The 13,159-nt window shown below is 32.5% G+C and carries 10 protein-coding genes and 4 tRNA genes; 4 read left to right on the top strand and 10 right to left on the bottom strand.

Translation table 11 applies throughout. The features are described 5' to 3' along the window. Nucleotides 1-99: 99 nt before the first annotated feature. The 3 genes from PLR68_02230 to PLR68_02220 form a co-directional block, all read right to left on the bottom strand. The gene (locus PLR68_02230) at nt 100-1,029 is read right to left on the bottom strand and encodes an RluA family pseudouridine synthase (protein HOW60544.1); all 930 of its coding nucleotides are present in this window, start codon (nt 1,027-1,029) and stop codon (nt 100-102) included. 287 nt (nt 1,030-1,316) lie between these two features. Beyond that, nucleotides 1,317-1,398 (bottom strand) — tRNA-Leu (locus tag PLR68_02225). Between the two features lie 38 nt (nt 1,399-1,436). Next, on the bottom strand, nt 1,437-1,733 hold the full coding sequence (locus tag PLR68_02220; protein HOW60543.1) for a hypothetical protein: 297 nt from the start codon (nt 1,731-1,733) through the stop codon (nt 1,437-1,439). A gap of 49 nt (nt 1,734-1,782) precedes the next feature. On the opposite strand from PLR68_02220, the gene PLR68_02215 reads away from it, so the two are divergent. Continuing rightward, nucleotides 1,783-3,411, top strand: coding sequence for a UbiA family prenyltransferase (locus PLR68_02215; GenBank protein ID HOW60542.1), 1,629 nt, complete (start codon nt 1,783-1,785; stop codon nt 3,409-3,411). Here the strand turns inward: PLR68_02215 and PLR68_02210 are convergent. The 4 genes from PLR68_02210 to PLR68_02195 form a co-directional block, all read right to left on the bottom strand. Continuing rightward, entirely contained in the window at nt 3,406-4,422 is a 1,017-nt protein-coding gene (locus tag PLR68_02210) for a terpene cyclase/mutase family protein (protein ID HOW60541.1), read from the bottom strand. The genes PLR68_02215 and PLR68_02210 overlap by 6 nt on opposite strands. A 2-nt stretch (nt 4,423-4,424) precedes the next feature. Next, a complete protein-coding gene (locus tag PLR68_02205) occupies nt 4,425-5,873 on the bottom strand; it encodes an HDIG domain-containing protein (GenBank protein HOW60540.1) in 1,449 nt (482 codons plus the stop codon). A gap of 10 nt (nt 5,874-5,883) precedes the next feature. Next, a tRNA-Arg gene (locus tag PLR68_02200) sits at nt 5,884-5,955 on the bottom strand. A gap of 28 nt (nt 5,956-5,983) precedes the next feature. After that, nucleotides 5,984-6,054: transfer RNA gene (locus tag PLR68_02195), tRNA-Ala, on the bottom strand. An 87-nt stretch (nt 6,055-6,141) separates the two neighbouring features. Here PLR68_02195 and PLR68_02190 point away from each other — a divergent pair. From PLR68_02190 to PLR68_02180, 3 genes are all read left to right on the top strand, one after another. After that, a complete protein-coding gene (locus tag PLR68_02190; GenBank protein ID HOW60539.1) occupies nt 6,142-7,719 on the top strand; it encodes an O-antigen ligase family protein in 1,578 nt (525 codons plus the stop codon). Between the two features lie 278 nt (nt 7,720-7,997). Beyond that, the gene (locus PLR68_02185; GenBank protein ID HOW60538.1) at nt 7,998-8,981 is read left to right on the top strand and encodes a hypothetical protein; all 984 of its coding nucleotides are present in this window, start codon (nt 7,998-8,000) and stop codon (nt 8,979-8,981) included. Nucleotides 8,982-8,997: 16 nt separating this feature from the next. Further along, complete coding sequence (locus PLR68_02180; protein ID HOW60537.1) at nt 8,998-10,170, top strand: hypothetical protein; 1,173 nt, start codon at nt 8,998-9,000, stop codon at nt 10,168-10,170. A gap of 63 nt (nt 10,171-10,233) precedes the next feature. On the opposite strand, the gene PLR68_02175 is transcribed toward PLR68_02180, so the two are convergent. The 3 genes from PLR68_02175 to ftsH all read right to left on the bottom strand — a co-directional run bounded on the left by PLR68_02175 (nt 10,234) and on the right by ftsH (nt 13,148). Continuing rightward, nucleotides 10,234-10,307 (bottom strand) — tRNA-Val (locus tag PLR68_02175). A 27-nt stretch (nt 10,308-10,334) separates the two neighbouring features. After that, nucleotides 10,335-11,261 carry a hypothetical protein gene (locus PLR68_02170; protein ID HOW60536.1) on the bottom strand — a complete coding sequence of 309 codons (927 nt, stop codon included), beginning with the start codon at nt 11,259-11,261 and terminating at the stop codon, nt 10,335-10,337. Nucleotides 11,262-11,306: 45 nt separating this feature from the next. Then, nucleotides 11,307-13,148 (bottom strand): ATP-dependent zinc metalloprotease FtsH, encoded by a 1,842-nt coding sequence (ftsH, locus tag PLR68_02165; GenBank protein HOW60535.1) that lies wholly within the window; start codon nt 13,146-13,148, stop codon nt 11,307-11,309. Between the last annotated feature and the right edge of the window lie 11 nt (nt 13,149-13,159).

Raw genomic sequence — 13,159 nt, 5'->3', positions numbered from 1 at the left:
TCCGACATGAGCATACTGCTAAAACAGCCCTCAGGAGGCATCGGAAAATAAGTTAAATGTAAATTAAAAAGCTATTTTATAATAATAAAAAAATAAAGTTTAGTCAATATTAGCCAAAAAATCGATGAAATCTTGTGGCAATGGAACTAAAAAAGTATATTTTTTATTAAAAATTTCAAATTCCAATTTTTCAGCATGCAGAAGTTGCCGTTTTGCTTTGTCTTTATCTCCCCTATTTTTATACAATAAATCTCCCACTACTGGATGACCCATCGAAGCAAGATGAAGCCTGATCTGATGCATCCTGCCCGTTTTTGGAACCACCTCAACAAAAGAATATTCCTTTGATTCCTTTATGACTTTATATTCTGTTTCGGCAGGCCTTATTTTTGTTTTCGTATTTTTTTTGGCGATAATCTGTTTGCGGTAATTCGAAGAGCGTGCGATGGGTTTTTTTATGACTCCCTGCTTTTTTTCAAAAATTCCTTCACAAATTGCAACATATTTTTTGGAAATGCTTCTGTCTTTAAATTTTTTTTTCAATTCATTGAATGTTTTTTTATTGCGTGCAATTACCATAACCCCGGAAGTATCTTTGTCGAGCCTGTGTACTATGCCAGGTCGAGACTCACCACCAACAGAATCGTCATGAACCTTGGCAATCTCAGGAAAATGTGCCAAAAGTGCGTTAGCTATAGTGTTTATTTTTTCATTGTGACTTGGGTGAACCTGTATTCCTGCTTGTTTATTGATAACGACAATATCACTGTTTTCAAATATTATTTCCAAAGGAATTTTGCTATTTTTAATAAGTTTTTTATCAGCACCTTCCTTTGAAAAATTTTTCAATCCGACAATATCATTTTCCTTGAGAATATAGCTAGGTTTTGTTTTTTTACCATTAACTGAAATTTTTTCCTCTTTTATTTTTTTAATAATTTCTCCGCGAGTATGCGAAAAAAATTCCTTGGAAAGGAATTTGTCTAATCGGATATCTGCAAATTTTTTTTTAACTACTATATTTTGCATATTTAGAATAAAAAATTAGATAAAGAGAGTGCGAAAAATAAGCACACTCTCTTCTTTTGGCTTATTGTTAATTCTTATCAGCTGGTTTGAAACCAAAACATTTTAGAAGTTTGGGGTGAATTTCCTTTAGCACTTTCCAAGCCTTTTCAGTATCCTTGTACTTTAACTTGTATTCATGAAAAAGCTTCGATGTGTGATCCTCCTTTGGATGACCACAAAACTTGCAAATATCTTCTCTTCTGGCCACATTAACCTCCTTTAAAAAATTTTATTTAATTTTAAGCCGGTGCCGCGAGCGAGACTCGAACTCGCACAGATTGCTCTACCAGTTCCTAAGACTGGCGTGTATACCAATTCCACCACCGCGGCATAAATAAGATTCTATCCAAATTATTCCATTAAGTCAATTATGGATTCGCTGTCTTTTTTATTCTTTCTGCTTCGTTTTTTACTAAATCGCTGTCTTCATACTCACCATGATGCCTCGTTGCTCTTCCATAAGTCACTTTTTTCTGATCTAAATGCAAATTCAGAATCAGGTTAGCACCATCGACTTCAATATATGCATGGAAACGAGGATAACCACTTCTGGCAAGAGGCTTAATAAAACTCATCTTTGCCCCTTCCTTATGCTGAAAAATATATCCTGCCTTGCGCATTAGCATAGCTGAATTTTCCTTGATATTTTCGAATTTTAGCCTCATAATAATATTAAGATTTTGTATTACTCTTAAGATAAACCTTTCGAAACATATGTCAAATTCAAATAATGAAGCATCTGAAAACGACAGTGATTTTTCTTTACTTAAGGTCATATTTACCGTTTTCTGCATAATCGGCATAAGAATGCCCCTGGATAAATTAGCTTACCAAAGTACAGGTAATTATTTTCTGCCTTATGAAAGAGCTGTCCATGCTTCTTTATATTATTTTTCTGTTTTTCTTGCACTCTCAATTTTAGTTTATCTCCTTACAAAAATATCCTTCAAAGATGTTTTAAATTTTTTAACAAAAGTATTTCTGTTTATTTTGTTAGTACCACTGACTGATCTCGTTTTTACAATAGGCAAGACTAGTCCGCCAATTTATTTAGTTACCGAAACAAATGAAATTTTAGTAACCTTTTTTAAAATAATGAATCCTTTCAGCGGACAAGGAATAACACTTGGTCAGCATATTGGGGCTTATGCCATTTTTATATCCTTAGCTATTTTTATTTATAAAAAAACAAGAAGTGTTTCAAAATCTTTATTTTCAATAATAGCAGGTTATGCAATCCTTTTTGTTGATGCTGTGATTCCAAGCATAATTTCTTTTTTCGGAAATAAAAATTTTATTCATGACCAGTCTGCCATATCTTCCTATGCTTTTATTTTAAAAGACAGCTGGATAACCAATTCATTTGAAAATATTTCTAATAATCTGGACAGTTTTTTGATAACTCCGACTACATTAAATTTTTGGAATGAGATTGCAATCGCACGTTTCTTTTGGATATATATATTCATTGAAATAATAATAATACTATTTATAACCAATAAGCGCCTTTGGAGTTCTTTCAAAAAAAACTTGCGCATAGAAAGAATTGCATACTGGTTTATTATTGCAACCATTGGAATTATTATAAACCAAAAAATGTTCGGAAGTATTAATTTGCAAAATCCCGTAAATTTTATTTCCTTATTATTGTTTTTTTCATTGATTGCTTTGAATATCTGGCTGGCTGTTTTTATCAATGATGCGGAAGACATCGAGATCGACAAAATATCAAATCCTGAAAGACCTCTTGTAAAAAAAGAATTCTCAGAACAAGAATGGCATACAGCCCAAGTTGTTCTTTGCATCTTTATCGCCTTTGGTCTGGCCACCTTGAATAATGCCACCGCTTTTTTGCTTCTTTTAGCGCAAGCCCCCTACTATATTTATTCCGCCAAGCCATTAAGACTAAAGAAGCATTTCTTGTTTTCTTCTATTTTGATTGGTTTTGCTACTATTTCAGTTGCAATGTCGGGATTTTTCCTAGTTTCCCCGAATCAATCTTTTTTCGTTTTTCCTATAAAAGCTATCGTCATCCTGGGAATTTCTTATGCTCTTGTTTCAAACCTTAAAGATATAAAAGATTTTGAAGGAGATAGTTATGAAAACATAAAAACTATTCCGGTTGTTTTTGGGCTTAAAAATGCGAAATACATAATTGCAACTTTATGTGCTATCGTTATTATTACTATACCTATTATATTAAAGATGTACTCAATGTTGTTTTTTTCTATTTTAATAGCCTCGTTCTTATTTTATCTATTTATTAAAAAAATATACCAGGAAAAATATATATTTCTATCTATATTTTTATATCTGCTTCTTTTGTTTGTTTCTTCGCTATAATTTAAACAAATATTTATTTAGCGCTTCACTATTTATAGCTGTTGTTAATACGGGTGATCCGTTGTGTTGATATGGTTGCATACCCATCCAAAAACTTTCATTTTCCCAGGAACCATCTTCTTTCTGATTTTTTATTATCAATGAAATTCCTTTTTTTATTTCCGGACCAGAATAGCCCATATCCAAAAGAGCGTTGATTGCTAATCCATTTTGCAAATCATTACCAAAAGATCCATCTTTATTTTGCTTTTTCAATATGGAAGAAATAATAATATTTTTTTCATCTCCTAGACATGTTATGCCGTTTGTATATGCCCTGGATAAAAAATAGTACATCCCCAGTCTATCCGGATAATAATACGGGGAACACTTATTTTCAGAACGTATTGATTCATTTATATATGAACATATCCTCGGATCATTGCTCTGCAAATACAGCAGTGCGCTTATATTTACGACACAATCAATATCCGGGTCAAATCCGGTGTGTTTTTCTCTTATGTAAGTATAGAAAAGTCCTCTTTCGTCTCTATTTTTTTCTATCAAATCTTTATTGTCGATAAATTTGATATTATTTTTAAGCAAAGCATAAGAAGCATTTACTGTATCATCGACGTCCGGCGGTATTATAAATCCTTTTAAAACTTTACTTGTCCAATAATGCCATGCTCCATTTTTTTCCTGGCTCTTTAATAAAAAATTGGCTCCCTTTTTTAAAATTATATTCTTCTTTGACTTTTTTATTTTTATATTTTGTATTGAATTAATCACCATGGAAACATTATAAGATGTGGAATCTAAAATACATTCATCCATGTTTTCGTTCTTGCAGGCATATGTTTTAAATTCTCCGTTTTCCGATTGCTGAGAAAAAATATAAGACAAGCTTTTCCTAATTGAAAAATAAGCATGAGTTTTTAAAATCATTTGATCTTTGAAAACAACCAGAAAAACAATAATAAAAAATAATGCCCAACAAAAAATTATCTTGCTTTTTCTATTGATTTGCATAATTATTTTACCCAATATTTATTTTTTATCTCTTTGTCATTTTCTTCTTTTCTATCTTCTATTTTTTCCTGCGCCATTTCACGAAGATTTGTCAGGTCTTTTTTACTCAATTCTTCGGCTAAAGCGAGGAGATGTTTTTTTTCATTTTTTTCAGGATTTTCAATAACTTCAGCTAAAAGAACGTCTAGGATAGCGCCTATTTTAGGACCAGGTTTAATTTTTATTTTTTTTATAAGATCATTGCCATTTATTTTAAGCATTTTGACTGAAACCGCATCGTGCGAAACCCTATCTATCATATATTCCAAATGCCTCAGTTTATAAGGTTTTGCTTTCGGAGTTCCACTTCCCAGGCGATCAGCGATTCTAAGTTCGATCAAGTCTTTAATGTTTTCCAACCCGACTTTTTTTATAAGCTTTCTTACGCTACTTTCACCAACCTCGTCGGGATTGTAATAAAACATATGATTATCCACAAGCAGTTTCACCTTTTCTATGATTTCTTTTGAAAATCTTAGTCTAGAAAGAATTTTTTCCGCCACACATGCGCCCACATGATCATGGTTATAAAATGTTGCATATGTGCCCTCACCTCTTTTTGTCTGTGGTTTTGCGATGTCATGCAGAAGCGCCGCCAATCTTACACTTACATTTTTTGATGGGCAATATTTGAGAGCTAAAAGGCTGTGCTTGTATATAGTATGTATATGATGCCTGTTTTGAGCTACCCCGATTCCTTTCTCAAGCTCCGGCATTATATAAGAAAGCAGACCAGTTTTTTGCATAGCATCAATTCCTCCTGCAGGATTTTCTGAAATGATTATGCGGGTTAATTCATCTTTAATCCTTTCCAAAGCAACCAACTTGATAAGCTGTGCATTTTTTTTAATGGCCTCTAAAGTTTTTTCTTCAATAGAAAAGCCCAATTCAGCTTGGAAACGAACTGCACGCATCATGCGGAGAGCATCTTCAGAAAATCTGCTTTCAGCATCTCCCACTGCACGAATGATTTTATTTTTAATATCATTTTGTCCATTAAAGAGATCAACCACTTCAAAACTATTTTTTTTGACTCTTGCAGCTAAAGCATTCATGGTAAAATCCCTGCGACTCAAATCTTCTTCTATGGTTTTGGCGAATTTTATTTTGTCTGGATGTCTTTTGTCTGAATATTGTGATTCGGTACGATAAGTTGTTATTTCTACAATATTTTTTGTTATTCCTTTTTCTTTTATTTTCACTCCCACCGTCCCAAAATCATTTTCATAAAAACTTTCCGTAAAAATTTCTAAAATATCTCTAGGCTTAGCATTGGTTGTTATATCCCAATCCCTGACTTCACGTTTCATCAATAAATCACGCACGGAACCCCCAACAATATAAGCTTCGAATCCAGCTTTTTCTATTTTATCCAAAACATTGATTATTGATTTTGGAATTTTTTTTATCATTTAGCTTTTGTGCCCCCAGCATGAATTGAACACACATCGTATCCTTAGGACGGATCCGCTCTATCCGTTGAGCTATGGGGGCTTGATTTAATTTTTAATTTTTTATTCTGTGGACCTATGGAGAATTGAACTCCAGCTTCATCCATGCCATGGACGCGTAATACCATTTTACTATAGGCCCGTGTTTCAAACTTGAGCTCTTTCTATCATAACAACCATAAAAAATAGGTCAATGTTTTTTTTGCTAAAAATACATTATAATAAGAATATGACTGATTTAATCAGAAAAACTTTAATCTCTTTTAGAAAAAAACCAGATTTTTGGTTTTTTTGTGCTTTTCTTGCCACAAGCACATTATCCATAAGAAAAGTGCTTTTCTATTATCCTGTAAAAGGTGTATTTAATGAATATATGGGAGTATACATATACTTGTCTGACATATTCCTTTTTCTGACATTATTTACTTGGTTTTTAATATTATGCAATAAAAATAGTATTCTGTCAATATTGACAGCTTTTTCTACTCTAAAAATAAATTGTTCCACGTGGAACAATTACAACAAAATATTAAATAAAAAAACATTTAATAATCTTTTTTCATGTTTAAAAAACCTTTATCAACAATTTAATCACAACTTACTATTATTTTTTCCTTTATTTTTAGTTATTTTTTCTTTTATATCTATCCTATGGTCAGAAAGTCACCAAATTGCTCTATTTAGATCATTAAAAATTCTCGAATTTGTTCTACTTTTTATTTATATAAGCAAAATGTTCCACGTGGAACATTTATATAGGCTTAGAATAATTTTTAAGATAATTATAGGAATAGGTATATTACAATCAATTATCGGAATAATTCAGATTTTAAGCCAACAATCCCTAGGTTTAATATGGCTGAAAGAAAGCATTATTTCAACTCAATTAACAGGAGTCGCTAAAATTATCATAAATGGATCAACATACCTGAGAGCTTACGGTCTTTTTCCTCATCCAAATATACTTGGAGGTTTTTTAGTTTTTTCTATAATCATATCTATACTATATTTTAAATTGTTCCGCGTGGAACAATTTTCAAGGCTTAAAAAAGCACCTGAAAAAATGTTATTTATTAATGTTTTTAATATAAATGTTCCACGTGAAACATTTATATTTTTTTTCATTATATTAATTCAGTTTTTAGCCATTTTTTTAACATTTTCAAAATCCGCAATCTTAGGTCTTATAATAGCTTTTATTTACCTCTGTAAAAAAAATTGTTCCACGTGGAACAATTTCATTTTTTTTAATAAAATAGTCTTTATTAAAAAATTTTTCTTGATTTTATGTATATTTTTCTTTCTATTTTTTCTACTAAATACAGATCTGAATTCAATATTTTATAAAAGCCTTCAAGAAAGAGGATTTTATACAAGTATTTCAAGCCAAATTTTTGCTCTAAACCCAATTCTAGGATTAGGTAGTGGACAATTTATTGCTTACATAGAAAAAATAAAAGATGTACAAATATGGCAATTTCAGCCCGTCCATAATGTTTTTTTGCTTTTATTAAATGATTTTGGTATATTGATGCTTTTTCTTTTTTTAATCTTTTTGTTTAAGCTATTCGGTGAAAAAATTGACATTTGTTCCACGTGGAACAATTTAAGTAACTTTAAAAATAATGAGTCTATTGAAAAAAATATACAAATAAATACCTTAGAAAATTATCATTTTAGGGCGGTACTTGTTTCATTTCTTTTTATAATGCTTTTCGATCATTACTTTTGGGATATCCAACAGGGGCAAATACTGTTGTGGCTTATATTTGGATTTATTTTAAGTAACAAGAAGAGCTTTATTTAACTTGACAATATAAATATATTATGTCTTAATATAAAAATGGCTGTACTCTTTTTTTAATTGTTTAGTATGTTTTTTAAAAATTAAAATTATTTAATTCTGATAATAAAAAATATAAATTTTTTATTTATTATAGATTTCACGCGTGGTGTATTAATTGTGCATTACGTTTTTATTTTTATCCTAAAAACATATTTTTGAAATATATTAAATTTTTTAAATAGGATACTTTACTGCTTTTAAAAATAATAGTATAATTACGACATAAAATAATAAATGTTATGTATATAAAAATAAACACTCTTAAAAAATTATTCCTAATCATGGTTTGTATTTTTTTTGCAAGTTTCAATTATTTTACATATGCAGAAAATATTGATTCAGACTCAAATTCTTGTGATAAAAATATTGATTCTGATTGTGACGGACTTACAAACACAGAAGAAAATTTATACGGAACAGACATTAACAAAAATGACACCGATAATGATAGCTATTCGGATGGCATTGAAGTCCAAAGCGGATATGATCCTCTTAAGCCGGCCCCGGGAGATAAAATTGAAACTGGAATAAAGACTTCTGATGCTTCTTCAAAAAGCACATCTTCAGTTAGCAACAGTTCAACACTCACAGATGAATATTTGCAAAACTTAAGTGCATTTGTTTCCTCGAAAGAAGGCCAGAATGTTTCAGTAACCGATTTGCGCAATTTTGCCGATGAACAAATTGCTAAAAATATGGGAGATTCTATAACTTGGGATACGTTACCTTTTGTTGATGAAACACAACTCAACATACTGAAACAAAATTATTCATCACTCAGTGATGCAGACAGGAAAAAGAGAGAAGCTGAAGACTCCGCAAGATATTTGAATCAGGTATTATATCTAATGGCCAATAATCTTCCTGTTCAAATTTTAACAAAAGATGATTTTACTGCATTTCAAGAAGATTTCCTTTCAAAGGTAGCTGATGTTGGAAATTCAAAAGAAAATATCTCCTATTTTTCTGATCTTGGTAATAGATTAGAAGCGTTTTCAAATCAAGTCAGTAGTGTCCAGGTTCCAGAGACCATGGTTGATTTACATGTAAAATTTTTAAGGCTTATCAAGGGCGTTTTGACATTAAAAGACTATTCTTTGAGTTCAAACGACCCAATGGGAAAGCTAGTCATTGCAAACAAAGCAACTGCCTATTTAGACCTATTTGCTGATTTTTTTAAAAATGATTTTCAATCATACTATAAAGAAATAAGTGCTAATTAAATAAGTTTTTCAAGCTATGAAAAAGAAGCCTTTTTTTTCAGTAATCTCAGTTATATTATGCTTTTCCATAATATTTTATGGCGTTTTTGTTACAAACTTAAAGGTAGCCCAAGCTTATACAGTTTTTGATGCACCGAATTTTGTACCAAATACCGGAGATTGGGTGACCAACCTCGGCGATTGGATGACAGCCATAGGAGAATTTGCTTGGGAAGTTTATGAGGTTTTGAAAAATTATCTTGCTGCTTTAGCCGTATTTGCTGCTAAAATGGTTGCTTTATATGCAGTTCAGAAGTTTACAGCTGAACTTATCGGTGGCGACTCCGAGGATAGCGGTGGGTCTTTAATGATAAGAGACTATGCTAATTATTTATTTACGGCTCCAGCACAGAAAGCCATGAATCAAATGGAAACCTTTTATAATACTGTCGCCAAAGGAAGGCTTTCTTCTGCTAATTATGAAGGTGTCGGTTCGATTTATGATGTTTATTTGAGCTCAGGTGCCACCAAAATGATAAAGGGCGGCGAGAAACACGCAACTGATATCCAAGACATTACAGGAGGAGGTGATCCCCGCCAAAGCCTTTTCAAGAGTAGAAATATGAGAGGAGTGATGGCATATGTCAAATGCGCCAATAATCTGCCTTGTTTTTCTATTATGTCTCAGACCCAATATGATGAATATTTAAAGCAAAACAAGGAGCAGGCCAAAACAGAGCAGAACAATGGGCTTATACCACAAAAAAAGCTTGGACGTATAATCAAGCCAACAGCCCTCATAAGCAGTGCTTTTTCAACTCTTGACAAAATGGGAACTGATCTCATCATGACTGCAGAAGCCACTGGAGTTGATGATGCAGGAGCAGCACTTGCCCAAATTGCTGAAGGCATGGTTATAAGTACACTAGCTCGATCGGCTAATTATGGCATTTCTGATGATGAAGGAAAAGCAGCAATTATTGCGCAAAACAACCAATTCCCTTTCAGCACAGCTTATAACAACGTTATTACTAATGCTGTAACCGGTGTTACAAATAAAGTCACTGATTCTCTTAACAGCGCTATTGACACTGTAAATGCTGCTCAGGTAGGCGCCATTGGATCTGCTGTTGAAGGAGTCAGAAATGCTACCAGTAATAATAACAGTGATGCTGAACGTAATGCAGAATTGGATTATTATGGTTATTAAACTTATTTAAGCAAAAAAAAGAGAATCCCATTGGATTCTCTTTTTTGTTTTTAAAAATTTTTGTGGGCCTATGCAGACTCGAACTGCAGACCTCTACAATGTCAATGTAGCGCTCTAACCAACTGAGCTATAGGCCCATTAATGAAAATAGATAAATTAAATTTTTATATTGTTTCAATTGTTGCTTCTTTTGTTTCAGTTTCCAATTCCCTAACAGCTATATTTTCCTTTTTATCTAAAGAAATTTCCTGAAAAAATAAAACCCAGACAATCTGATAAAAAGAGGCATATATTGAGAACAATGCTATAAAAATTAAAATTTCAATAACCATAATCAAGCCCACAAAGATATTTTTCATCTCAAATATTTGAGAATATATCATTAAGTCAAGAAATAACAATGATAAAAGCACCGCTGAAAATAACACTTGTAAAATTCCAATAAAGCATCCCATTATCAGACTTTCCCAAATATTTTTCGCCAGCAAACGATAAGCTTCTTCTATGGCCATTTTTATTTTCATATTGCCAATAACAACATATAAATAGGCATATTTTTTTAAATAATATGCCACAACAACTATTACAGTAATGATAAAAGAAGCAGTTAAAAATAAGCTTGCTGCAAAAAACTTTTCTCCAAGAATCAATAAATATAAAACAGGAAAATAAAGTGCCAAAAAAATTACAGCTAATGCGAAACTGATTATAATTTCAATTAAGAACATGGGCCATAAATATATTGTCCCCTCGTAAAAGATAGCTCTAATTTTGCTTTGCTTATATATATTAATGTTGTTTGCAGACTTTATAATTCCAGCAATTGCAATAAACCTTAAAAGAAAAAATACCAGCCATAATAAAACAAAAACAATGACTGCTTTTAGAAAAAATGAGGGATTTTCTTTCACCACTATTATCAGGGATTGCACTTGTTCTTTGTTTCCGGTTGTAGAAAAAACATTCATTACATTTGAAAAAATTGAACTAAGAAAAATAAGCAAGCCGAAAAACCACATTGGTTTGTTTCTAAGTGCCATAGCTAATGATTTTCTGAAGATATCGGAATATTTAATTGCTTTTATTTTCATAAATAATATTCTTTCGATTATCTGTTTGTTTTTTGTCTTGGTTTTTTATTCGGATTCGTTCTTGGTCGTTTTTATACCAACAATTTCATCGAATTCATCTTTTTCAAGAGTTTCTTTTTCTAAAAGCTCAGCAACCAGCTTCTTCAAGATGTCCTGCTTTTCCTTTAGGATTTTTTCGGCAGTATCAAAAGCATTCTTTATCAAAAAAGAAACTTCTTTGTCTATAGCTTCAGCTGTGTGTTCCGAATAATCTTTTTCTTCACTTATTTCCCGGCCCAGAAAAACGAGTTCCTCTTTTTTGCCAAATGTCCTGGGCCCTAAACTGCTCATGCCATATCTGGTAACCATAGCTCTGGCCATATGAGTGGCTCTTTCTAAATCATTTGATGGTCCGGTAGTAAGGTCACCAATAAACATTTTCTCGCTAACATGTCCGCCAAGAAGCGTTGCTAATTCATCAAGAAAATAAGCTTTTGATTGAAGTCTTTTATCTTCTGTCGGAGCAGATAATGTGTATCCGCCAGCTTGTCCGCGGGCAATAACAGAAACTTTCTGTACAGGATCAGCATTTGGCAGGGTGGCTCCTACCAAGGCATGTCCCGCTTCATGATAGGCTATTATTTCTTTTTCTTTCTTGTTTATGGCCTTACTGCGCCTTTCTGGACCAAGAATAACTTTTTCTATTGATTCTTTCAGTTCATCTTCCGTTATAGATTTTTTGTCACGTCTTACAGATAATATAGCAGCCTCATTTACCAGGTTAGCCAAATCTGCTCCAGAAAATCCCGCTGTCCTTTCGGCCAAAGTCCTGACATTTATGTCTTTTGCTAAAGGTTTATTTTTCATATGTATCTTTAAGATTTCTTCTCTCTCGTTTATGTCTGGTAAGTCCATAACTACGCGTCGATCAAAGCGTCCTGGCCTTAAAAGCGCTGGGTCCAATACATCCGGACGATTTGTGGCAGCGATTACAATAACGCTAACATTGCTCTCAAAACCATCCATTTCTACCAAAATTTGATTCAGTGTCTGCTCTCTTTCGTCGTGACCGCCTCCTAGACCAGCCCCTCTGTGTCTGCCTACTGCATCTATTTCGTCAATAAAAACTATCGCTGGCGCATTTTTTTTCGCTTGTTTAAAAAGATCACGCACCCTGCTTGCTCCAACGCCTACAAACATTTCTACGAATTCAGAACCACTTATATTAAAAAATGGCACTCCGGCTTCACCGGCCACTGCTTTTGCAATAAGCGTTTTTCCTGTTCCTGGGGAGCCAAGAAGCAAAACGCCTTTTGGAATTTTTGCTCCGATTGAGATAAATTTTTTGGGATGTTTTAAAAATTCTACAATTTCCCCCAGCTCTTCTTTTGCCTCCTTGGCTCCAGCAACGTCTGCAAAGGTTGTTTTTTTATTTTTATCTTTTGGATCGGTCATTCTTGCTTTGCTTAAACCAAAAGATAAGGCCTGGGAATTTCCTCTTTGGGCTTGCCTAAACATAAACCAAATAAAGGCACCTATAATAACAAATGGGAGAAATATCGGAATAAGTATATTTTTAGCAAAAGAACTAAAGCCTGATTCTTGAATAATTTTCATTTGAACTGCCTTAAATTTTTCTTTATCAGCTCCATAATTATTAAGTGAATCAGTCAGAGCGCTTTGAGGTTCCTTAATAGAAATTTCTTTTGTGCCATCATTTAATTCAATTTCTAAGTCATTTCCTTTTATGGAAATAGCCCTAACCTTTCCCTCATTTATCTGAGTGACTAGTTCGCTCAATGAGATAGTGGCTGGTTTTTGAGCTGGTCCGCTGTAAAGAATCATTATTGTTGAAAGAAGAAGAAAAAACAATACAACAAAACCTATATTTTTTAAAAATTTTTCCATTTTTTTAAATT

It is taken from the genome of Candidatus Moraniibacteriota bacterium, assembly GCA_035390125.1.
In the GTDB taxonomy this organism is placed as follows: domain Bacteria; phylum Patescibacteriota; class Minisyncoccia; order Moranbacterales; family GWC2-37-73; genus DAOOTD01.
This window is presented reverse-complemented; position numbering and strand designations above follow the sequence as displayed.